The 21,282-nt window shown below is 62.9% G+C and carries 22 protein-coding genes, 1 tRNA gene and 1 pseudogene; 1 reads left to right on the plus strand and 23 read right to left on the minus strand.

From position 1 onward, the window contains the following. Positions 1–341: 341 nt before the first annotated feature. The 21 genes and pseudogenes from ACR65N_RS01560 to ACR65N_RS01660 form a co-directional block, all read right to left on the minus strand. A complete protein-coding gene (locus ACR65N_RS01560; protein ID WP_440455466.1) occupies positions 342–617 on the minus strand; it encodes a DUF1467 family protein in 276 nt (91 codons plus the stop codon). A 163-nt stretch (positions 618–780) separates the two neighbouring features. Continuing rightward, entirely contained in the window at positions 781–1,185 is a 405-nt protein-coding gene (mce, locus tag ACR65N_RS01565; RefSeq protein WP_440455467.1) for a methylmalonyl-CoA epimerase, read from the minus strand. A gap of 102 nt (positions 1,186–1,287) precedes the next feature. Continuing rightward, positions 1,288–2,955, minus strand: a complete 1,668-nt coding sequence (locus ACR65N_RS01570) for a ribonuclease J (protein WP_440455468.1) — start codon at positions 2,953–2,955, stop codon at positions 1,288–1,290. An 18-nt stretch (positions 2,956–2,973) separates the two neighbouring features. Then, a complete protein-coding gene (locus ACR65N_RS01575; RefSeq protein WP_440455469.1) occupies positions 2,974–3,735 on the minus strand; it encodes a biotin--[acetyl-CoA-carboxylase] ligase in 762 nt (253 codons plus the stop codon). Then, positions 3,735–5,177 carry an NADH-quinone oxidoreductase subunit NuoN gene (nuoN, locus tag ACR65N_RS01580; protein ID WP_440455470.1) on the minus strand — a complete coding sequence of 481 codons (1,443 nt, stop codon included), beginning with the start codon at positions 5,175–5,177 and terminating at the stop codon, positions 3,735–3,737. The genes ACR65N_RS01575 and nuoN overlap by 1 nt, the downstream gene beginning before the upstream one ends. Before the next feature lie 17 nt (positions 5,178–5,194). Beyond that, positions 5,195–6,706, minus strand: a complete 1,512-nt coding sequence (locus tag ACR65N_RS01585) for an NADH-quinone oxidoreductase subunit M (protein ID WP_430305099.1) — start codon at positions 6,704–6,706, stop codon at positions 5,195–5,197. Continuing rightward, positions 6,706–8,706: an NADH-quinone oxidoreductase subunit L gene (gene nuoL / locus ACR65N_RS01590; protein WP_440455471.1), complete on the minus strand. Its 2,001-nt coding sequence runs from the start codon at positions 8,704–8,706 to the stop codon at positions 6,706–6,708. Before nuoL ends, ACR65N_RS01585 begins: the two co-directional genes overlap by 1 nt. 7 nt (positions 8,707–8,713) lie before the next feature. After that, on the minus strand, positions 8,714–9,022 hold the full coding sequence (nuoK, locus tag ACR65N_RS01595; RefSeq protein WP_430305102.1) for an NADH-quinone oxidoreductase subunit NuoK: 309 nt from the start codon (positions 9,020–9,022) through the stop codon (positions 8,714–8,716). A gap of 24 nt (positions 9,023–9,046) precedes the next feature. Continuing rightward, on the minus strand, positions 9,047–9,661 hold the full coding sequence (locus ACR65N_RS01600; protein WP_440455472.1) for an NADH-quinone oxidoreductase subunit J: 615 nt from the start codon (positions 9,659–9,661) through the stop codon (positions 9,047–9,049). 133 nt (positions 9,662–9,794) lie between these two features. Next, on the minus strand, positions 9,795–10,286 hold the full coding sequence (gene nuoI, locus ACR65N_RS01605; RefSeq protein WP_430305105.1) for an NADH-quinone oxidoreductase subunit NuoI: 492 nt from the start codon (positions 10,284–10,286) through the stop codon (positions 9,795–9,797). Between the two features lie 36 nt (positions 10,287–10,322). Beyond that, the gene (gene nuoH / locus ACR65N_RS01610; RefSeq protein WP_440455473.1) at positions 10,323–11,366 is read right to left on the minus strand and encodes an NADH-quinone oxidoreductase subunit NuoH; all 1,044 of its coding nucleotides are present in this window, start codon (positions 11,364–11,366) and stop codon (positions 10,323–10,325) included. Between the two features lie 12 nt (positions 11,367–11,378). After that, the gene (gene nuoG, locus ACR65N_RS01615) at positions 11,379–13,460 is read right to left on the minus strand and encodes an NADH-quinone oxidoreductase subunit NuoG (RefSeq protein WP_440455474.1); all 2,082 of its coding nucleotides are present in this window, start codon (positions 13,458–13,460) and stop codon (positions 11,379–11,381) included. 62 nt (positions 13,461–13,522) lie between these two features. Further along, on the minus strand, positions 13,523–14,146 hold the full coding sequence (locus ACR65N_RS01620; RefSeq protein ID WP_440455475.1) for a helix-hairpin-helix domain-containing protein: 624 nt from the start codon (positions 14,144–14,146) through the stop codon (positions 13,523–13,525). A 5-nt stretch (positions 14,147–14,151) separates the two neighbouring features. Continuing rightward, a complete protein-coding gene (gene nuoF / locus ACR65N_RS01625) occupies positions 14,152–15,456 on the minus strand; it encodes an NADH-quinone oxidoreductase subunit NuoF (RefSeq protein ID WP_430305110.1) in 1,305 nt (434 codons plus the stop codon). A gap of 113 nt (positions 15,457–15,569) precedes the next feature. Continuing rightward, positions 15,570–16,478: pseudogene (nuoE, locus tag ACR65N_RS01630) on the minus strand (NADH-quinone oxidoreductase subunit NuoE); the annotation flags it as partial. A 16-nt stretch (positions 16,479–16,494) separates the two neighbouring features. Further along, positions 16,495–16,752, minus strand: a complete 258-nt coding sequence (locus tag ACR65N_RS01635; protein WP_430305111.1) for a hypothetical protein — start codon at positions 16,750–16,752, stop codon at positions 16,495–16,497. Further along, positions 16,752–17,942: an NADH-quinone oxidoreductase subunit D gene (locus tag ACR65N_RS01640; protein ID WP_440455477.1), complete on the minus strand. Its 1,191-nt coding sequence runs from the start codon at positions 17,940–17,942 to the stop codon at positions 16,752–16,754. Before ACR65N_RS01640 ends, ACR65N_RS01635 begins: the two co-directional genes overlap by 1 nt. A gap of 54 nt (positions 17,943–17,996) precedes the next feature. Then, complete coding sequence (locus ACR65N_RS01645; protein WP_440456098.1) at positions 17,997–18,374, minus strand: four helix bundle protein; 378 nt, start codon at positions 18,372–18,374, stop codon at positions 17,997–17,999. Between the two features lie 52 nt (positions 18,375–18,426). Further along, a complete protein-coding gene (locus ACR65N_RS01650) occupies positions 18,427–19,032 on the minus strand; it encodes an NADH-quinone oxidoreductase subunit C (protein ID WP_430305115.1) in 606 nt (201 codons plus the stop codon). Positions 19,033–19,049: 17 nt separating this feature from the next. Then, positions 19,050–19,631, minus strand: a complete 582-nt coding sequence (locus ACR65N_RS01655) for a NuoB/complex I 20 kDa subunit family protein (RefSeq protein WP_430305116.1) — start codon at positions 19,629–19,631, stop codon at positions 19,050–19,052. After that, a complete protein-coding gene (locus ACR65N_RS01660; RefSeq protein ID WP_430305117.1) occupies positions 19,622–19,987 on the minus strand; it encodes an NADH-quinone oxidoreductase subunit A in 366 nt (121 codons plus the stop codon). Before ACR65N_RS01660 ends, ACR65N_RS01655 begins: the two co-directional genes overlap by 10 nt. A 474-nt stretch (positions 19,988–20,461) precedes the next feature. Between ACR65N_RS01660 and ACR65N_RS01665 the strand changes: the two genes are divergently transcribed. Beyond that, positions 20,462–20,722, plus strand: a complete 261-nt coding sequence (locus ACR65N_RS01665) for a hypothetical protein (RefSeq protein WP_440455478.1) — start codon at positions 20,462–20,464, stop codon at positions 20,720–20,722. Positions 20,723–20,797: 75 nt separating this feature from the next. Here the strand turns inward: ACR65N_RS01665 and ACR65N_RS01670 are convergent, their stop codons facing one another. Together ACR65N_RS01670 and ACR65N_RS01675 are read right to left on the minus strand one after the other, a co-directional pair. After that, positions 20,798–20,971, minus strand: coding sequence for a hypothetical protein (locus ACR65N_RS01670; RefSeq protein ID WP_440455479.1), 174 nt, complete (start codon positions 20,969–20,971; stop codon positions 20,798–20,800). Between the two features lie 133 nt (positions 20,972–21,104). Next, positions 21,105–21,181: transfer RNA gene (locus tag ACR65N_RS01675), tRNA-Asp, on the minus strand. Positions 21,182–21,282: the final 101 nt, after the last annotated feature.

Below are 21,282 nucleotides of genomic sequence, written 5' to 3' on the forward strand. Positions count from 1 at the left end.
AGCCCAAAGTCTGGGCTAGGTTTGGCCCACAAAAGAGGCAGGAAGAACAAATTTCTGCCATTCGCGTTCAAGTCTTGGGAGGATCAGATCTAAGGCGCGTTCACTCGCAGCCCCGGCAACGGTTAAGGATCACGCGACACTTGAAACAAGGCTTCAATGCCTTGTTTTTTTTTGGGCTTCCCCGCAAACCCGTCACTCAATCAGATTTTCGGGGCTTCCCAGGCGCGTAATGGCGCCGCGATGGTAGCCTGTGCGCGCCGTCTTCAGCGTCACGCCGTGTCTCCGGGCTTCACAAGATCTTCCCGCCGCAGGTAGACACCCGCGTGGTCGCCGTGGGGTGATCAGGTCCGGCCGAAATCAGGGACGATGCGTGGCAGGTTGCTGAGGCTGAAGCCGTACCAGCTCGATGCAGCGTGCCAGACGCCGAAGATCGCCGCCGAGGCAAGCGTCGTCAACAGGACGACGCGCAGGCCGCGGAACCGCGCGGGAGCGCTCGCTACCGTTCCGAGCAGGACCTCTTCCTCGTCATCCTGCGTGCGCAGGCCGATCGGCAGGATGGCAAACAGCGTTATCCACCAGATGACGAAGTAGACGGCAAAGCCCGACAGAAACTGCAACGGAAGATCTCCCTGATGACCGCGCCACTCTAGCGCTGCTTCCGCGCCCGCGCCACCATATGCGACACTTGGACGCCGCCTCTCCTGCCGTCAAGCCACAGTTCTCGCAGATGCTCCAGCGTTGCCGACCCCTCGCGACCACCGAAGCCCACTACGCTTGGCGTCAGACTTGCTCAAGTTCGATCAGCGTGCCGAAGAAGTCCTTGGGGTGCAGGAACAGCACAGGCTTGCCGTGCGCGCCGATCTTCGGTTCGCCATCGCCCAGCACGCGCGCGCCGGCATGCTTCAACTGGTCCCGGGCGGCCAGGATATCCTCCACCTCGTAGCAGATGTGATGCATGCCGCCGGACGGGTTTTTGTCCAGGAAGGCGGCGATGGGAGAAGCATCGCCGAGGGGCGAGAGCAGCTCCACCTTGGCGTTTTGCAGTTCGACGAAGACGACAGTCACGCCGTGCTCCGGCAGTGCCTGCGCCTGCGAGACGCGCGCGCCGAGAATATCCCGATAGGCGGCGGTGGCCGCGCCGAGATCAGGCACGGCGATGGCAATGTGGTTGATGCGTCCGAGCATGCCTGTCTCCTCGCTCGACACGAAAGCTGCCCGGTGCCGCCAGAGGATATTGGCGAAAAGGACCGATCCAAAACCTCCGGATCCGTCCTCAACTCTGCCTCATCACACCTTGCTGACGAACACCGTGACGATCGGCTTCTTGCCCCAGGTGGCGTTGGCCGTGGACCGAACGGCGCGACGAACCGATTCCTGCAGCGCGCCCAGATCCTTGCGACGACCGCGCGGAATGCTTTCGACCGCCCCCAATACTGCATCATAGAGCGTGTCGGCCATGTCTTCACCCTCGTCGTCATAGTCCGGCAGGCCGAACGGCACGACGTCCGGGTCGGCGAGGAAATCATAGCGGCTGTCGAGCAGGATGCTGACCGCCACATGCCCGACAAAGGCGAGCTTGCGACGATCGGAGATGCCCATCTCGTCGAGATCGCCGATCAGCCTGCCATCCTTGAAGATGCGACCGTGCGGCGCATCGCCGATGACCTGGACGTCACCCGGCGCCAGGCGCAGGATGTTGCCGTTGCGGACCTTCGGCACGGTCTTGATGCCAGCGCCGCGGGCAAGCTCGGCCTGCGCCATCAGATGGGCCGCCTCGCCATGCACCGGAACCAGCACCTGGGGACGCACCCACTCATACATCTGCAGCAGTTCGTTGCGGCGCGGATGGCCGGAGACATGCACCAGAGCCTGCGCATCGGTGACGATCTTGACGCCCTGCTCGATGAGGCCGTTCATGATCTCGAGGATGCCCTTCTCGTTGCCGGGAATGGCACGCGAGGAGAAGACCACCGTATCGCCGGCGGTCAGAGCAACGTGGCGCATCTCGTCGCGCGACAGCTTGGCAAGCGCTGCGCGCGATTCGCCCTGGCTACCGGTGAGGATGACGACGACCTTGTCGCGCGGGATGTAACCGTATTCGTCCTCTGCGATGAACGGCTGCACGCCCTCCATGATACCGAGATCGCGGGCGACGTTGACGACGCGCTTCAGCGACGAGCCGAGCAGCAGGACTTCGCGACCGGCAGCTTCCGCCGCCTTGGCAATCGAGCGGATGCGCCCGACATTCGACGAGAAGGTGGTGACCGCAACGCGGCCTTCGGCCTGACTGATGATCTTGCGCAGGCCTTCCGAAACTTCCTGCTCCGAAGGCGAGACGCCGTCACGCATGGCGTTGGTGCTGTCGCACATCATCGCCAGCACGCCTTCCTCGCCGACGGCGCGGAAGCGCTGCTCGTCGGTCAGCGGTCCGAGCGACGGATCGGCATCGATCTTCCAGTCACCGGTATGGACGACATTGCCGAGCGGCGTGCGGATGACCAGCGACATCGGCTCGGGGATCGAGTGGTTGACGCCGACTGCCTCGATCTCGAACGGACCGACATTGATGCGGTCGCCGGCCTTGAAGATGGTGATCGGGATCTGTGCCCGGCTGCCTTCGTATGCGCGCTTGGCTTCCAGCATGCCGGCGGTGAAGGGCGAGGCATAGACCGGCACGTTCAGACCCGGCCACAGGTCATTCAGCGCACCGTAGTGATCCTCGTGGGCATGGGTGATGATGATGCCCTTCAACCGGTCCCGCTGCTTGGCGAGAAAGCGGATATCCGGCAGCACCAGATCGGCGCCCGGCAGATCCGGTCCCGGGAAGGTCACGCCGCAATCGACCATGATCCACTGGCGCTCTGCAGCCGGGCCATAGCCGTAGAGAGCGAGATTCATGCCGATCTCACCCACTCCACCCAGCGGCAGAAATACCAGTTCGTCCTGTTTGGCCATCACGTACTCATTTCACTTTCAAAGATAGAAGACATCGCCGGCGGCGATCGCTTGCGTGCCGTGTCCGGTATCGAGTAGCAGAAGTCCCCGATCATCGATACCGGCAAATCGGCCGTCGATCGAGCGATCGGGTAGATTGACGCGGATCGGCTGGCCGATCCCGCAGGCGACCTGGCGCCAGCGGCGGGTGATCTCGGCCACCGCACGGCCCTCGTCCCAAAGATCAAGGATCTCGGCCATCTCCCGGTAAAGATGGGAGAACAATTCATGCGCCGAGATGTTGCAGCCCTGCTCCTCGAGCGAGGTGACCCCGTAGGGCGCATCGTCCGGACGATGGCGGATGTTGATGCCGATGCCGATCACCACTGCCCGGCGGAGGTCCGGCAAACCCTCCGATTCCAGCAGGATGCCGCAGGTCTTCTTGCGGCCGATCAGCACGTCATTCGGCCACTTGATCTCCAGCGGCTCGGCAGCCGGCGGTAGGACCGAACGGATCGCGCCGTGAACGGCAAGCGACACCGCGAGAGGCAGCGAGCCCAGAAGCTCGGCCGGAGCCGGATCGATCAACAGAAGGGAAGCGTAGAGGTTGCCCGGCTCCGAGGTCCAGGCGCGGCCGCGCCGCCCACGGCCGGCCGTCTGGCGGTCGCCGGTGACCCAGAGATTGCCCGGGTCACCCTGCCTGACGCGCGCCAGGCATTCCGTGTTGGTGGAGGTCACCTCGCCCAGCGCCTCGTGGCGGAAGGCATCGAGGGAGTAGCGCCCCCCTCGCCCCAGTCGCATCAGAAGAAGGCCTTCGCCGCTGCCGTTGCAGCGGTGCCGAGCGGACCGCCGAACAGCACATAGGCCGTAACGAACAGGCCCGACGCGCCGAACACCAGCCGCAGTTCGCCGGAGGTGCGGCCGAACTCGCCGCGGGCTTCGTCGAACCACATCAGCTTGATGACGCGCAGGTAATAGTAGGCGCCGACGACGGAGGACAGCACACCGATGATCGCCAGCGCATAGAGCTTGGCTTCGATCGCCGCGACGAACACGAAGTACTTGGCGAAGAAGCCTGCGAGCGGCGGAATGCCGGCCAACGAGAACATCAGCGCCGTCATCACAAGCGCCATGAACGGCTTGGTCGATGCGAGACCGGCGAGATCCTCGACGTTCTCCACCGAGGTGCCGTCCTTGCGGCGCATCGACATGATGCAGGCGAAGGTGCCGAGCGTCATGACCATGTAGATCAGCATGTAGAGCGCGACACCGGAGACACCGGTTTCCGAGCCGGCGGCAAGACCGACCAGCGCGTAGCCCATGTGACCGATCGACGAATAGGCCATCAGGCGCTTGATGTTCTTCTGGCCGATGGCTGCGAACGATCCGAGCAGCATCGAGGCGATGGCGATGAACACGACGACCTGCTGCCAGTCAGCGAACACCGGCATGAAGGCTTCGGTGACAACGCGGACGAAGATCGCCATGGCGGCAACCTTGGGACCGGCAGCGAAGAAGGCCGTGACCGGGGTCGGCGCGCCTTCGTAGACGTCCGGCGTCCACATGTGGAACGGAACCGCCGAGATCTTGAACGCCAGACCGGCGAGGATGAAGACCAGGCCGAAAACGACACCGAGCGAGCGGGTTTCCGCCGTCAGCACGGCTGCAATGTTGTCGAGGCCGGTGTTGCCGGTGAAGCCGTAGACCAGCGACATGCCGTAGAGCAGCATGCCCGACGACAGGGCGCCCAGCACGAAGTATTTCAGGCCGGCTTCGGTCGAACGCAGGCTGTCGCGGTTGATGGCGGCGACGACGTAGAGCGCCAGCGACATCAGCTCGAGGCCGAGGTAGAGGGCGATCAGGTCGTTGGCCGAGATCAGCAGCATCATGCCGAGCGTTGCCAGCACCAGCAGGACCGGGAACTCGAAACGATCGAGCTGCTCGGAGCGGGCATTGCCGACCGTCATCACCAGAGCGGTGATCGAGCCGATCAGCGCAATCACCTTCATGAAGCGCGAGAACGGATCGAGGATGAAGGCGCCGCCCCAGGCTTCGCCTGCGGTCGGAACGAGAACGAGCCAGAGACCGGCGGCGATCATGATCGCCACGGCCAGACCGGTGACCGTCGGAGCCGACCGGTCACCCGAGAAGACGCCGATCATCAGGAGCGCCAGCGCGCCGATCGCAAGGATCAGCTCGGGCGTCGAGATCTGCAGGCTCGCGAGGAGGATTTCAGCAGTCATGTCCAGTCGTGTCCCGTTCAGTGCACTACGAGTGCAAGTTTCTGCGCAGCCTGCAGGGCAGCGGAGTAGTTGTTGATCAGCAGGTCAACCGAGGCGGCGGTCGCATCGAAGACCGGAGCCGGATAGACGCCGAAGAAGATCGTCAGCACCACCAGCGGGTAGAGAATGATCTTCTCGCGGGTCGTGAGGTCGAGCAGACCCTTGAGGCTTTCCTTCTCCAGCGCACCGAAGAGAACGCGGCGGTAGAGCCACAGCGCATAGGAGGCCGAGAGGATGACGCCGGTGGCGGCAAACAGTGCCACCCAGGTGTTGACGCGGAAGATACCGATGATCGTCAGGAACTCGCCGACGAAGCCGGAGGTGCCCGGCAGGCCGACATTGGCCATGGTGAAGACCATGAAGGCAACGGCATACTTCGGCATGTTGTTGACGAGGCCGCCATAGGCGGCGATCTCGCGGGTGTGCAGGCGATCGTAGATGACGCCGACGCAGAGGAACAGCGCGCCGGAGACGATGCCGTGCGACAGCATCTGGAAGATCGCGCCCTGCACGCCCTGCTGGTTGGCGGCAAAGATGCCCATCGTCACGTAACCCATGTGGGCGACCGAGGAGTAGGCGATCAGTTTCTTGATGTCCTCCTGCATCATTGCCACCAGCGAGGTGTAGATGATGGCCAGCACGGACAGCGTGAAGACGAAGGGCGCGAAGTAATCCGATGCCAGCGGGAACATGGCGAGCGAGAAGCGGATGAAACCGTAGCCGCCGAGCTTCAGCATGACGCCGGCCAGGATCACCGAGCCAGCCGTCGGCGCCTGCACGTGGGCATCAGGCAGCCAGGTATGCACTGGCCACATCGGCATCTTGACGGCGAAGGCGGCAAAGCAGGCCAGCCACAGCCATGTCTGCATGCCGGCCGGGAAGCCGAACTTCAAGAGCTCGACCATGTCGGTCGTGCCGGCCTGCCAGTACATCGCCATGATGGCGAGCATCGTCAGAACCGAGCCGAGCAGCGTGTAGAGGAAGAACTTGTAGGATGCGTAGACGCGATCCTTGCCGCCCCAGACGCCGATGATGATGAACATCGGGATCAGGGTCGCCTCGAAGAACACGTAGAAGAGAACGATGTCGAGCGACACGAAGACGCCGGTCATGACCACTTCCAGAAGCAGGAAGGCGATCATGTATTCCTTCAGGCGCTTCTGTACGGACTCCCAGCTTGCCAGCACGCAGAACGGCATGAGGAAGGTGGTGAGGATGACGAACAGCATCGAGATGCCGTCGACGCCGAGATGATAGGAGATCCCGGTGCCGAGCCAGCTGTGCTTCTCGACCATCTGGAAGCCCGGATTCGAATTGTCGAAGCCGATCCAGACGAACAGCGAGACGATGAAGGTGAAGACGGTCGTCAGCAGCGAGACGTTGAGGATGTTGCGGCGGCCGAAGGGGCCGTCCTCGCGCGTCAGCAGGAGGAGCACAACACCGACCAGCGGCAGGAAGGTGACCGTGGAAAGAATGGGCCAATCGGTCATCAGAAGGAACTCCCGAGCATCATCCAGGTGACGAGGGCGGCGATGCCGATCAGCATCGCGAACGCATAGTGATAAAGGTAGCCGGACTGCAGGCGCACGACACCGCGGGTAATGTCTGCGACGCGGGCGGCAATGCCGTTCGGGCCGTAGGCATCGATGACGGCGACGTCACCCTTTTTCCAGAGGAAGCGGCCAAGCGCCTTGGCGGAGCGGACGAAGAGGAAGTCGTAGAGCTCGTCGAAGTACCACTTGTTCAAGAGGAACTGGTAGAGCACCCGGTGGCTATCGGCCAGCCGCTTCGGTGTCGAGGGCGACTTGATGTACATGTACCAGGCAGTGACGAAACCGAGCGCCATGGCGATGAACGGGCTCCACTTGACCCACAGCGGGACGTGGTGGAACTCCTCCAGGATCTCGTTTTCCGGCAGCGTGAACAAAGCACCCTTCCAGAACTCGTTGTACTCGTGGCCGAAGAAGTGGCCCTCGAAGACGACGCCTGCAAACACCGCACCGAGCGCGAGGAAAGCGAGCGGCAGCAGCATGACCAGCGGCGATTCATGCACGTGGTGCATCACGTCCGACGAGGCGCGCGGCTTGCCGAAGAAGGTGAGGAACGCCAGGCGCCAGGAGTAGAAGCTGGTGAACAGCGCCGCGATGACCAGCAGCGTGAACGCGAAGCTGCCGACTGCCGAGTGCGAGGCGAAGGCCGATTCGATGATGACGTCCTTGGAGAAGAAGCCGGCAAAACCGAACATCGTACCCGGAATGCCGACGCCGGTCAGCGCCAGCGTGCCGATGGTCATTGCCCAGAACGTGTAGGGGATGTGCTTCCTGAGGCCGCCCATGTAGCGCATGTCCTGTTCGCCGTCGACGGCGTGGATCACCGAGCCGGCGCCCAAGAACAGCAGCGCCTTGAAGAAGGCGTGGGTGAACAGGTGGAACACGGCAGCACCATAGGCACCGACGCCGAGCGCCACGAACATGTAGCCGAGCTGCGAACAGGTCGAATAGGCGATGACGCGCTTGATGTCGTTCTGCACCAGACCGACAGTCGCGGCGAAGAAGGCGGTGATCGCACCGATGATGGTGACGACCGTCAGCGCATCCGGCGACAGTTCGAAAATCGGCGACATGCGGGCGACGAGGAAGACGCCGGCGGTGACCATGGTTGCGGCATGGATGAGCGCCGAGACCGGGGTCGGGCCTTCCATGGCGTCCGGAAGCCAGGTGTGCAGCAGGAACTGCGCCGACTTGCCCATGGCACCCATGAACAGCAGCAGGCAGACACCGGTCAGCGCATGCGCCTTGTCGAGCTGCATGCCGAACAGGTTGATGACGGCCTGGCCGGCATCGGCTGCACCTTCGGCCGGCAGATAGGTCGGCGCGGTGGCGAAGATGGTCTCGAAGTTGATCGAGCCGAACAGCACGAAGACGCCGGAGATGCCGAGCACAAAGCCGAAGTCGCCGACGCGGTTGACGATGAAGGCCTTCATCGCGGCAGCCGAGGCCGACGGCTTCTTGAACCAGAAGCCGATCAGCAGGTAGGACGCGAGACCGACGCCTTCCCAGCCGAAGAACATCTGCGCCAGGTTGTCGGAGGTCACCAGCATCAGCATGGCGAAGGTGAACAGCGACAGGTAGGCGAAGAAGCGCGGCCGATGCGGATCGTGGTGCATGTAGCCGATCGAGTAGAGATGGACGAGCGTCGACACCGAGTTGACGACGACGAACATCACCGCCGTCAGCGTATCGATGCGGAAGGCCCACTCGAAGTCGAGGCCGCCGGACTGGATCCAGCGCAGCACCGGCACCTTGATCACTTCGTGTCCCTCGCCGTGAGCGAGCGCGACGTTGAAGAAGACGATCCAGGACAGCACGGCGGCGATGATCATCAGACCGGTGGTGATGTATTCCGATGCCTTGGCGCCGATCGAACGGCCGAACAGGCCGGCGACCAGGAAGCCGATCAGGGGGAGAAAGACGATAGCCTTGTAGATCATGACCTGATCAGCCCTTCATCATATTGATGTCTTCGACCGCGATGGAGCCGCGGTTGCGGTAGAAGACCACGAGAATTGCCAGACCGATCGCCGCTTCCGCCGCCGCGACGGTGAGGATGAACAGCGCGAAGACCTGGCCGACGATGTCATTCAGGAAGGACGAGAACGCCACCATGTTGAGGTTGACCGAGAGCAGGATGAGCTCCACCGACATCAGAATGATGATGACGTTCTTCCGGTTGAGAAAGATGCCGAAGATGCCGAGCGTAAAGAGGACGGCGCTGACGGTCAGGTAGTGAGAAAGTCCGATTTCCATTTTCGCTGTTCCTTGATCGCGCGCTCAGAGACCCTGGCCCGGCTTGACCTTGACCACTTCGACGGCCGTTGCCGGCGTCCGGGCGACCTGCTTGGAGATATCCTGGCGCTTGATGTTCTCCCGGTGACGCAGCGTCAGCACGATCGCGCCGACCATCGCCACGAGAAGCACGAGGCCGGCCACCTGGAAGAAGTAGACGTAGTTCGTATAGAGCACGTCGCCGAGGGCCGCGGTGTTGGTGCGGTCGGCAGGCGACGGGATCGGCATGGTGATCGACTGGGCAGCTTCCGGCGTCAGCACCGCACCGCCGACGACGACGATCAGTTCAGCCGCAAGGATCAGCCCGACCAGCGCGCCAACCGGCGCATATTGGAGGAAGCCGGAGCGCAGCTGGCCGAAGTCGATGTCGAGCATCATGACGACGAAGAGGAAGAGGACCGCCACCGCGCCGATGTAGACGACGAGCAGGATCATCGCCAGGAATTCGGCGCCGGTCAGCAGGAACAGGCCCGCAGCGTTGAAGAACACCAGGATCAGGAAGAGCACGGAATGCACCGGGTTCCTGGCCGAGATGACCATGAACGCCGACGCCACCGCGACGAAGGCGAACAAATAGAAGAAAACAGCCTGCAAACCCATGGTGGTGCCTTTTCGTCTTCCCCGGCGAGGCTTGTCGAGAACCCTCACCGTCAAAACCTGGCGGTCGTTCACCGGCCAGGCATATACTTGATCCGAGATCCGGCACCCGCGCGGGCGCCGGCAGTTCCATTCATCAGCGGTACGGCGAGTCCTGCGCGATGTTGCGCGCGATCTCGCGCTCCCACCGGTCGCCGTTGTCGAGCAGCCGCTGCTTGTCGAAGTACAGTTCTTCGCGGGTCTCGGTGGAGAATTCGAAGTTCGGTCCCTCGACGATCGCATCGACCGGGCAGGCTTCCTGGCAGAAGCCGCAATAGATGCACTTCACCATGTCGATATCGTAACGCACCGTGCGCCGCGTGCCGTCATTGCGGCGCGGACCAGCCTCGATGGTGATGGCCTGGGCCGGACAGATCGCCTCGCACAACTTGCAGGCAATGCAGCGTTCCTCGCCGTTCGGATAGCGGCGCAGCGCATGCTCGCCACGGAAGCGCGGCGAGACCGGGCCCTTCTCGAACGGGTAGTTGATGGTCGCCTTCTGCTTGAAGAAGTAGCGCATCGACAGGAAGAACGCCGAAACGAACTCCTTCAAAAACAGCGAACTGACCGATTGTGCCAGACTTGCCATTGTTATTCTCCAGTTAAGCCGCGCGGCGGCGCCAGATCAGGCGCCGGCCGTCAGCTTGATGACGAATGCAGTGATGATGACCATGGCGAGCGACAGCGGCAGGAACACCTTCCAGCCGAGACGCATGAGTTGGTCATAGCGGTAGCGCGGAACGAAGGCTTTCACCATGGCGAACATGAAGAAGACGAAACCGGCCTTCAGGATGAACCAGATGATGCCCGGGACCCAGTTGAGGATCCAGATGTCGACCGGAGGAAGCCAGCCGCCAAGGAAGAGGATCGTCGTCAGCGAGCAGATGAGCAGGATGGCGGCGTATTCGCCAAGCATCAGCATCATGTACGGGGCGGACGAGTACTCGACCATATAACCGGCGACGAGTTCCGATTCGGCTTCCGGAAGGTCGAAGGGCGGACGGTTGGTTTCGGCCAGACCCGAAATGAAGAAGATGATGAACATCGGGAACAGCACCAGCCAGTGCCAGTCGAGGAACGAGGCCGGCAGGCCGACGGCCGTGCCGATACCCGTCGTCTGGGCATTGACGATGTCCGTGAGGTTCAGCGATCCGACGCACAGGAGGACGGTGACAATGACGAAACCGATCGAGACTTCGTAGGAGACCATCTGTGCCGCCGAGCGCAGCGCACCGAGGAACGGATATTTCGAGTTCGACGCCCAGCCCGACATGATGACGCCGTAGACTTCCAGCGACGAGATGGCGAAGACGTAGAGGATGCCGACATTGATGTTGGCGATCACCCAGTTCTGGTTGAGCGGAATGACCGCCCACGTGGCGAGCGCCAAGGTCACGGAAACAAGCGGTGCCAGCAGGAAGACGCCCTTGTTGGCGCCGGCCGGGATGATCGGCTCCTTAAAGACGAACTTCAAAAGGTCGGCGAACGACTGGAACAGGCCGAAGGGACCGACGACGTTCGGACCGCGGCGCAGCTGGACGGCTGCCCAGATCTTGCGGTCGGCGAGCAGGATGTAGGCGATGAAGACCAGCAGGCAGACGAGCAGCAACAGGGACTGTCCGATCATGACGATCGCCGGCCAGAGATAGGTCGAGAAGAAGCTGTCCATGTGTCTGAGCCTTTACTCTGCCGCAGCCTTGAAGTTGTTGCGGGCCAGTGCCGAACACTCGGCCATCACGGCCGAAGCACGTGCGATCGGGTTCGTCAGATAGAAGTCTTTGATCGGCGACGCAAACACGGACTTGGTCAAGCTCACCGGTTTTTTCGAGAGCGTTGCAATCTGGTCTGCGGTGCCTTGAGCGATTTCGTCCAGCGCCTTGAAGTGCGGATGGGCCGCATAGAGCCTCTGGCGCAGCTGCGACAGCGAATCATAGGGCAGCTTCTTGCCGAGCACGTCGGAGAGCGCGCGGATGATCGCCCATTCCTCGCGGGCTTCGCCCGGTGCGAAACCGGCACGGTTGCCCATCTGGACGCGGCCTTCGAGGTTGACCCAGGTGCCCGACTTTTCCGTGTAGGCGGCGCCTGGCAGGATGACGTCGGCCTGGTGCGCCCCGGCATCGCCGTGGCTGCCGATGTAGACGGTGAAGCGTGCGTGCTTGGAGGCAAACTCCATCTCGTCGGCGCCGAGCAGGAACAGCACGTCCATCGAGCGCAGCATGGTGGCAGCATTGGCGCCGTTCGGACCCGGTACGAAGCCCACATCCAGACCACCGACACGCGATGCGGCTGTGTGCAGGACGCCAAAGCCGTTCCAGCCCTCGGTGATGGCACCGACGGTCTGCGCCAGCGAGGCGGCTGCGGCAACGACGCTATCGCCGTCATCGCGGGTCAGCGCGCCGGAGCCGACGATGATCATCGGGTTCTTGGCGTTGCGCAATGTGTCGACGAAGGCATGCGAACCGCCGACCAGGTCGTTCAGCGTCTCCGGGCCAGCACCGAGATAGCTGTACTGGTAGCGCAGGTCGCCGGCTTCGCCGATCACGCCGATCGGGAAGTTGCCGCGCCGCCAGCGCTTGCGGATGCGGGCGTTGAGCACCGAGGCTTCGAAGCGCGGGTTGGCGCCGATGAGCAGCAGCGCGTCGGCGTCCTCGATACCCTGGATCGTCGGGTTGAAGATGTAGCTGGCGCGACCGAGCGACGGATCGAGCTTGGCACCGTCCTGGCGGCAGTCCATGTTTTCCGAGCCGAGCGAACCGAGCAGTTCCTTCAGCGCGTACATCTCCTCGACCGACGCAAGGTCGCCCGCGATGGCGCCGACGCGGGCGCCGGTCGTCGAGGCAACGGCGGTCTTGATGGCCGAGAAGGCTTCCGCCCAGGTGGCCGGCTGCAGGCGGCCGTCACGGCGCACGTAAGGCCGGTCGAGACGCTGGCTCTTCAGGCCATCCCAGATGAAGCGGGTCTTGTCGGAGATCCACTCTTCGTTCACCTGCTCGTTGACGCGCGGCATGATGCGCATGACTTCGCGGCCACGGGTATCGACGCGGATCGCCGAGCCGACGGCATCCATAACGTCGATCGATTCGGTCTTACCGAGTTCCCACGGACGGGCGGTGAAGGCGAACGGACGCGAGGTGAGCGCACCGACGGGGCAGAGGTCGATGACATTGCCCTGCAGCTCGGATGTCATGGCGTGTTCGAGATAGGTGGTGATCTCGGCATCCTCGCCGCGACCGATCAGACCGAGCTCGGAAATGCCGCCGACTTCCGTGGTGAAGCGGACGCAGCGCGTGCAGTGGATGCAGCGGTTCATCACCGTCTTCACCAGCGGGCCGATATACTTGTCTTCGACGGCACGCTTGTTCTCGGTGTAGCGCGAGGCGTCCATGCCGAAGGCCATCGCCTGGTCCTGCAGGTCGCATTCGCCGCCCTGGTCGCAGATCGGGCAATCCAGCGGATGGTTGATCAGCAGGAATTCCATCACGCCTTCGCGGGCCTTCTTGACCATCGGCGTGTTGGTGAAGATTTCCGGCAGCTCACCATTCGGGCCGCCGCGCACGTCGCGGACACCCATGGCGCAGGAGGCAGCCGGCTTCGGCGGTCCACCCTTCACCTCGATCAGACACATGCGGCAGTTTCCGGCCACCGAGAGGCGTTCATGGAAACAGAAGCGCGGCACTTCGGCGCCGGCTTCCTCACACGCCTGCAACAGCGTGAAGTGATCCGGAACCTCGATCTCTTTACCGTCAACCTTGAGCTTTACCATCGTCACTTACGTCCTGTTTCCAGTCCCCTGCCCTCTTGCGGAGGGTTTGGCGACACATTCCGTCACCGCAGCAGTGCCTTTGCCTGCGCGATCCAATTGTCTTTCGCAATGCGGCCATCGAGCCCCAGCTCACGGTCGAAATGCTCCACGTCCTTGTCCGACCAGGCCGCGATGTCCCGGTAGAGCCGGACGTCCATGCCGTTCAGCAGGCTTTCCAGCTTCGGGCCGATGCCCGAGATCTTCTTCAGGTCGTCAGCCGCCTTTGACGACCGGCGGGGCTTGCGCTTCTCGCCGGCCTTTTCGGCCACCGCCGCCGTCTTCGGCTCGGCGAGCCGCTTGCCAGGCTTCGCCGCGACCGACCTGGCCTTGACCGGCTTCGCCTTCGCGACGGCACTTGGCGCGGGCGCTGCCGGAGACGCCGGAGCGTCGGACGGCGCGGGCTCCTCGGCCGCTTCCGGCTTCGGCGAACCGGCTTCCGGCCTGGCGCCAGTGGCTTCCATCGCCGCCTGCATCATGCCGAAGAACAGATTGGCGAACTGCGCCGTCACGGCCATGCCGGCCGCGGTCGCCGCCGCCATCATCTCCATCGGATTGACCGGCGCACTGTCGGCGAAGGGCAAGGTGAAGCCGAGCGATGGCTTTTCAGCCGCTTTCGGATCCTTGCCCTGGTCGCCGTCGCCGGTCATTCGCCTTACTCCGCTGCCTCCAGCACCGCGCCTTCGCGGGTGGCATTCGCCGTGTACTGATCGATGCGCTTTTCGATTTCCGGGCGGAAGTTGCGGATCAGGCCCTGGATCGGCCATGCGGCCGCATCGCCCAGAGCGCAGATGGTGTGCCCTTCGATCTGCTTCGTCACCTGGAACAGCATGTCGATCTCGCGCTTCTGCGCGTTGCCCCTCACCATACGCTCGACGACGCGCATCATCCAGCCGGTGCCTTCGCGGCAAGGCGTGCACTGACCGCAGCTCTCATGCTTGAAGAAGGCCGCGATACGCCAGATCGCCTTGATGATGTCCGTCGACTTGTCCATGACGATCATGCCGCCGGTGCCGAACGAGGACTTCACCTCGCGCATGCCGTCGAAGTCCATGATCGCATCCGCCATGTCCTCGCCCTTGACGACCGGACAGGATGCGCCACCCGGGATGACTGCCAGGAGATTGTCCCAGCCGCCGCGAATACCACCGCAGTGGCGGTCGATCAACTCGCGGAACGACAGGCCCATGGCTTCCTCGAAGGTGCACGGCTTGTTGACGTGGCCGGAGACCATGAACAGCTTGGTGCCGACATTGTTGGCGCGGCCGATCGACGAGAACCAGGCGCCGCCGCGGCGCAGGATGGTCGGCGCAACGGCAATCGATTCGACGTTGTTGACGGTCGTCGGGCAGCCGTAGAGACCCATATTGGCCGGGAACGGCGGCTTCAGGCGCGGCTGGCCCTTCTTGCCCTCAAGGCTTTCGAGCAGCGCTGTCTCTTCGCCGCAGATGTAGGCGCCGGCGCCGTGGTGGACGTAGATGTCGAAATCCCAGCCGCACTTGTTGTTGCCGCCGAGAAGACCGGCATCGTAGCACTCGTCGATCGCCGCCTGCAGCGCTTCACGCTCGCGCATGTATTCGCCGCGCACGTAGATGTAGGCGGTGTGGGCGCCCATTGCGAAGCCGGCGATGACGCAGCCCTCGATCAGCGTATGCGGATCGTGGCGCATGATATCGCGGTCCTTGCAGGTACCCGGCTCGGATTCGTCGGCATTGACGACGAGGTAGTGCGGACGGCCGTCGGATTCCTTCGGCATGAACGACCACTTGAGACCGGTCGGGAAGCCGGCGCCACCACGACCACGAAGACCGGAGGCCTTCATCTCGTTGATGATCCAGTCACGACCCTTCTCGATGATCTGCTTCGTGCCATCCCAGTGGCCACGGCTCATCGCGCCCTTCAGCGACTTGTCCTTGAGGCCGTAGATGTTGGTAAAGATGCGATCCTGATCTTTCAACATGATCTATTCCACCAGTCCGCCGCCCTCAACGGGCCGGCTCTTCGAATTCATCGGGCGCCCGAGACCGGGCACGGTCCAGACCGGGATCACTCGCCGGTTTCGGACGTCGTCTTCTTGCGCGTTCTCTTCGGCTTTGCCGTCCCGGCGATCTCGCTGCCTTCGGCCGGTGCGCCTTCGGCAGTGCTGCCGACGGTCTTCGGATCCGGATCGGACGCCTTGGTGCCGGACAGCGGCTGGGCTTCGGCAGCCTTGACGTTCTGCTCGGCGGCGGCCGGAGCGGTTGCCGGCGTCTTCAGCGACGCATCGGTTTCCGGCGCGGTATCCTTGGGACGGCCCGCATCGGCCGGCGGCACACTGACGGCTGCATCCGGCGCTTCCGGCTGGGCGTCGAGGTTGGTGCGGACGGGCCTGATCTCTTCGGTCAGCGTCACCGGCGCGCCTTCCGGCGCCGAAGTGTTGCGATCGATCTGCGGGCCGGTTCTGACGTCGGCGCCGTTGCCTGCCTCGAACGCGTCGATAATTTCTTCCAGACGCTCCGGCGTCAGGTCTTCATAGGCATCCTTGAAGATCATCACCATCGGCGCGTTGACGCAGGCGCCCTGACATTCGACTTCTTCCCAGGACAGCGTGCCAGATGCGTTCTGGACCAGCGGATCGTGGTGGATCTTGCGGCGGCAGACATCCATCAGCGCTTCCGAGCCGCGCAGCATGCACGGCGTGGTGCCGCAGACCTGGATATGGGCGCGCGTGCCGATCGGCTTCAGCTGGAACTGGGTGTAGAAGGTCGCCACTTCGAGCACGCGGATGAACGGCATGTCGAGCTTCTGGGCGACGAACTCGATCGCCGCACGGGTAACCCAGCCGTCCTGTTCCTGGGCGCGCATCAGCAGCGGGATAACCGCCGACTGCTGGCGACCCTCGGGATATTTGCGGATCGTCGCCTCAGCCCACACCGCATTGTCGGTGGAGAAGGCAAAGGCTGCCGGCTGGACTTGATCTTCGGCTAGTCGACGAACGGACATTCTTTCTCACGCCTTATCAATTGATCGATGCACAACGCGTCTTCGCGACATTGACGAATTCGCAGGCATAGCCCGACGTGCCCTTCTGCATGAAGACAATCAGCTTCGATCCATTGGGCACGGCAGACTTGATTTCATACTCCCGGGAGAGAAGTTCCGCCATGGTGGCATCCGCCCCGCCGCGCGACGCCGTGTCGACCGGACCGGTCTGCGACTGCGCGACGGCAGGCAGAGCGGCGGCGACAAGGCCAGCGCTGAGGACGAGACGACGCATCAGCGGTCAACCTCTCCGAACACGATGTCGAGCGAGCCGAGCACCGCCGACACGTCGGCGAGCTGGTGGCCGCGGCAGATGAAGTCCATCGCCTGCAGATGTGCATAGCCCGGAGCGCGGATCTTGCAGCGATACGGCTTGTTGGTGCCGTCGGCGACGAGATAGACGCCGAATTCGCCCTTCGGCGCTTCGACTGCCGCGTAGACCTCGCCTTCCGGCACGTGGAAGCCTTCGGTGTAGAGCTTGAAGTGGTGGATCAGCGCTTCCATCGACCGCTTCATCTCGCCGCGCTTCGGCGGCACCACCTTGCCGTCGACCGACGAGATCGGGCCGGTCTTGGCGTCAGACAGCAGGCGGTTGACGCACTGCTTCATGATCTTCACCGATTCGCGCATTTCGATCATACGGATCAGGTAGCGGTCGTAGCAGTCGCCGTTCTTGCCGATGGCGATGTCGAAATCGAGGTCCGCATAGCACTCGTAGGGCTGCGACTTGCGCAGGTCCCACTTGGCGCCGGAGCCGCGAACCATGACGCCGGAGAAGCCCCAGGCCCAGGCGTCTTCGAGCTTCACCACGCCGATATCGACATTGCGCTGCTTGAAGATGCGGTTGTCGGTGATCAACTCATCGATGTCGTCGAGCGCCTTCGGGAAGGCGTCGCACCACTTGCCGATATCCTCGACCAGCTCGACCGGCAGATCCTGATGGACGCCGCCGGGACGGAAATAGGCGGCGTGCATGCGCGAGCCCGAGGCGCGCTCATAAAACACCATCAGCTTCTCGCGCTCCTCGAAGCCCCAGAGCGGCGGCGTCAGCGCGCCGACGTCCATCGCCTGCGTCGTGACGTTGAGCAGATGCGACAGGATGCGGCTGATTTCGGAATAGAGGACGCGGATCAGCTGACCGCGGATCGGCACGCCGATGCCGAGCAGCTTTTCGATCGCCAGACAGTAGGCGTGCTCCTGGTTCATCGGCGCGACGTAATCCAGCCGGTCGAAATAGGGCAGCGCCTGAAGATAGGTCTTGGCTTCAATCAGCTTTTCGGTACCCCGGTGAAGGAGGCCGATATGCGGATCGACGCGCTCGACGATTTCGCCGTCCAGTTCCAGAACCAGACGCAGCACGCCATGCGCGGCCGGATGCTGGGGTCCGAAATTGATGTTGAAGTTGCGGACGTTGTGTTCTGTCATCTTAGCGCTCCGCGCATCGAGGCAACAGCCATCAGGCAGTAGCCATTAGGGCATTTATTCACTCGTGCGACCATTCCGTTCATCCTGCAAACTGCGGATCAGCGACCACAGCATTTTCCCGACTTCGTCGCTTAGCGATATCGACTTGACCACCCGTCGTTCCAACATCAGGGCGAGCCGTACGCTCAGGAGCAAATGCGTTTCCAACTCGTTCAGAGAGCCTTGAGCTATCTTCAAATGCTGCACATATGCACCTGTCGAATGTCGTCCGTAACCTTCCGCAATATTCGCCGGCACAGAGACCGCCGCCCGCTTGATCTGCGAACCAAGCCCGTAGGTTTCGTTCGCAGGAAGGTCACGTGAGAGCTCGTAACTCTCCACCGCAAGATCCATCGCGCGTTGCCACACCTTCAGGTCCCGGTAAGAGTTGATCGTCGTCTGACTGCTCCTTGTTGCTACTGCCTACTGCCTACTGCCTACTGCCTTACGGCTGCTTGGCCTTCTCGTCACCCGGCAGCACATAGTCGGTGCCTTCCCAGGGGCTCAAGAAATCGAAGCTGCGGAATTCCTGGCGAAGTTCGACGGGCTCGTAGACGACGCGCTTGGCGCTGTCGTCATAGCGAACTTCGACGAAACCAGTCAGCGGGAAATCCTTGCGCAGCGGATGCCCCTCGAAACCGTAGTCGGTGAGGATGCGGCGCAGATCCGGATGGCCGGTGAACAGGATGCCGTAGAGATCCCAGGCTTCGCGCTCGAACCAGTCGGCGCCCGGATAGACGGCGCAGGCGGACGGCACGGCTTCGTCTTCGGCGACCTCGACCTTGATCCGCACGCGCATGTTCTGGCGCGGCGACAGGAGGTGGTAGACGACGTCGAAGCGACGCTCGCGCTGCGGCCAGTCGACGCCGCAGATATCGACGAAGTTGATGAAGCCCGCCTCCGCATCGTCGCGCAGGAAGGTCAGCAGCTGGATCAGCTTGTCGGCTTCGACCTTCAGCGTCAGTTCGCCGAAGGAGATGGTGGCGGATTCGACCAGACCCGGCCGCACTTCGGCCAGGTAGGAAGCGAATTCGTTCAGGGCTTCACTCATCACTCTGTCCTTGCCCTTTAGCGCTCGATCGTTCCGGTGCGACGGATCTTCTTCTGCAGCAGAAGCACGCCGTAAAGCAGTGCTTCTGCCGTGGGGGGACAGCCCGGCACATAGATGTCCACCGGCACGACGCGGTCGCAGCCACGCACCACCGAGTAGGAATAGTGGTAATAGCCACCGCCGTTGGCACAGGACCCCATGGAGATGACGTAACGCGGCTCCGGCATCTGGTCATAGACCTTGCGCAGCGCCGGCGCCATCTTGTTGGTCAGCGTGCCGGCGACGATCATCACGTCGGACTGGCGCGGCGAGGCGCGTGGCGCGAAGCCGAAACGCTCGACGTCGTAACGCGGCATCGACAGCTGCATCATCTCGACGGCGCAGCATGCGAGACCGAAGGTCATCCACATCAGCGAGCCGGTACGGGCCCAGTTGATCAGTTCGTCGGTCGAGGTGACGAGAAAGCCCTTGTCGGCGAGTTCGTTGTTGATCTCGCCGAAGAACGCGTCGTCGCTGCCGATCGGCTTGCCGGTGGCGGGATCGATGATCCCCTTGGACTGCGGCGCGACCAGGGTCGTAGTGCGATCTGCTACTCCCATTCCAGCGCTCCTTTCTTCCATTCATAGATAAAGCCGATGGTCAGCACGCCGAGGAAGACCATCATGGACCAGAAGCCGAACCAGCCGATCTCCCCGAACGACACGGCCCAGGGGAACAGGAAGGCGACCTCGAGGTCGAAAATGATGAACAGGATCGACACCAGGTAAAAGCGAATGTCGAACTTCATACGCGCATCGTCGAAGGCGTTGAAGCCGCACTCATAGGCGGACAGTTTCTCCGGATCCGGCGACTTGTAGGCCACAGCGAACGGCGCGATCAGAAGCGCCAAGCCGATCACGAGGGAAATGCCTATGAAAATCGCGATCGGGACATAGGAACTGAGAAGTTCTGTCATGGTATTCGATCCCTGCTTGCCAAGCGGTGCCGGGCGGCACAAAAGCGAATGCGCGGCAAGCGAACGTGCATTGCAACAAGCCGTGACTAGCGCAGGCGTGACCCGGGCGCAAGACATTTTCAGAGCCTGCTCCCGCACCAAAATGACACAGACCGCGACACTTGCCACGTAGACACAGAGACCGGCCCTGGAACCCGCCGCTGCGTCGAAACGCGCACCGCATCCGGTGATGAAGACCTGGGTGCGCGACCGATGCGAAGCCTGTCAGCGCCCCGCCAAGAAAACCTTGCCCAGGCACGGCGCCCCGCACTCAGCGGAGATAAGAAGCCGTTGCGGGCCTCGCAACGACATCCAGCGTACAGACCGGCTGCAGATCTTTTAGCGGAAGCTCACGCGAAACGCACCTACTGGATGGCGGCATTGGCACAATCGGCTGTGTTGGCGGTTGGGCGGCGGCAACAAGGAGGAAGTCACATGACCAGCCAGGAGAAAATCAGCACCGGCGCCAACGATCGCTCGCGCGACGCCTCGATCGGGCAATCGGCAGAAGGCCTGCCGGACGACAGCGGTACGACGATGCCGGTAGACGACGCGCAGGTAGAGGCGGTCCGCCGCAAGCTCGGCGCCGGCGGAGGATCAGACCAGGGAGCCGACAGGGACCAGCAGGACGCGCGGCAGGCGCTGAAGCGGCAGGTGGACGAAGAAATCAAGGCGTCCGAGCGAGGCTCCGAGTAGCGATCCGGCATCGGCGCGGGCGGCGGCGGCGAACGCTACGCCGCCCGGACCCTTCGAAGGCATTGTGCGTGGGAACTAGCGAGCCTGTTTGTCGCTGGGCGTCTGCGCTTCGCCGGGCTGCTGCTCCAGACCCTTGCCCTCGGCTTCGCCCTGCTTCAGGTCTCGGTCCGAGCCGATTCGCTCCAGCCCTGCGTCCTTCACGTCGAGCGATCCGCCGGTGGTCGTGGATTTACTGTCTCGGTCTGCCATGGTCGATCGATTCTCCGTTGCTGTCCGGAGATCCAACCGCCCGCAGCCATCGATGTTCCGGACGAGGATCGCCCGGATGGCTGGAAGACAGATGCGGGATGGGGATTCTCTGGGGATATGACCAAGCGAGGAATGGCGCGAGTGACGGGGCTCGAACCCGCGACCTCCGGCGTGACAGGCCGGCACTCTAACCAACTGAGCTACACCCGCGCATTTCCTTGATTTTCGTTTTTTGAATGGCGCGAGTGACGGGGCTCGAACCCGCGACCTCCGGCGTGACAGGCCGGCACTCTAACCAACTGAGCTACACC

Source organism: Rhizobium sp. SAFR-030 (genome assembly GCF_059415005.1).

Coding starts and splice junctions, on each gene's coding strand:
- ACR65N_RS01585 (WP_430305099.1), bottom strand. CDS start 6,706: ATGACCGATTGGCCCATTCTTTCCACGGTCACCTTCCTGCCGCTGGTC.
- ACR65N_RS01570 (WP_440455468.1), bottom strand. CDS start 2,955: ATGGCCAAACAGGACGAACTGGTATTTCTGCCGCTGGGTGGAGTGGGT.
- nuoK (WP_430305102.1), bottom strand. CDS start 9,022: ATGGAAATCGGACTTTCTCACTACCTGACCGTCAGCGCCGTCCTCTTT.
- ACR65N_RS01575 (WP_440455469.1), bottom strand. CDS start 3,735: ATGCGACTGGGGCGAGGGGGGCGCTACTCCCTCGATGCCTTCCGCCAC.
- nuoL (WP_440455471.1), bottom strand. CDS start 8,706: ATGATCTACAAGGCTATCGTCTTTCTCCCCCTGATCGGCTTCCTGGTC.
- nuoH (WP_440455473.1), bottom strand. CDS start 11,366: ATGGACAGCTTCTTCTCGACCTATCTCTGGCCGGCGATCGTCATGATC.
- ACR65N_RS01620 (WP_440455475.1), bottom strand. CDS start 14,146: ATGACCGGCGACGGCGACCAGGGCAAGGATCCGAAAGCGGCTGAAAAG.
- ACR65N_RS01670 (WP_440455479.1), bottom strand. CDS start 20,971: ATGGCAGACCGAGACAGTAAATCCACGACCACCGGCGGATCGCTCGAC.
- mce (WP_440455467.1), bottom strand. CDS start 1,185: ATGCTCGGACGCATCAACCACATTGCCATCGCCGTGCCTGATCTCGGC.
- nuoG (WP_440455474.1), bottom strand. CDS start 13,460: ATGGTAAAGCTCAAGGTTGACGGTAAAGAGATCGAGGTTCCGGATCAC.
- ACR65N_RS01650 (WP_430305115.1), bottom strand. CDS start 19,032: ATGAGTGAAGCCCTGAACGAATTCGCTTCCTACCTGGCCGAAGTGCGG.
- ACR65N_RS01660 (WP_430305117.1), bottom strand. CDS start 19,987: ATGACAGAACTTCTCAGTTCCTATGTCCCGATCGCGATTTTCATAGGC.
- nuoI (WP_430305105.1), bottom strand. CDS start 10,286: ATGGCAAGTCTGGCACAATCGGTCAGTTCGCTGTTTTTGAAGGAGTTC.
- nuoN (WP_440455470.1), bottom strand. CDS start 5,177: ATGACTGCTGAAATCCTCCTCGCGAGCCTGCAGATCTCGACGCCCGAG.
- ACR65N_RS01655 (WP_430305116.1), bottom strand. CDS start 19,631: ATGGGAGTAGCAGATCGCACTACGACCCTGGTCGCGCCGCAGTCCAAG.
- ACR65N_RS01640 (WP_440455477.1), bottom strand. CDS start 17,942: ATGACAGAACACAACGTCCGCAACTTCAACATCAATTTCGGACCCCAG.
- ACR65N_RS01635 (WP_430305111.1), bottom strand. CDS start 16,752: ATGCGTCGTCTCGTCCTCAGCGCTGGCCTTGTCGCCGCCGCTCTGCCT.
- ACR65N_RS01600 (WP_440455472.1), bottom strand. CDS start 9,661: ATGGGTTTGCAGGCTGTTTTCTTCTATTTGTTCGCCTTCGTCGCGGTG.
- ACR65N_RS01665 (WP_440455478.1), top strand. CDS start 20,462: ATGACCAGCCAGGAGAAAATCAGCACCGGCGCCAACGATCGCTCGCGC.
- nuoF (WP_430305110.1), bottom strand. CDS start 15,456: ATGTTGAAAGATCAGGATCGCATCTTTACCAACATCTACGGCCTCAAG.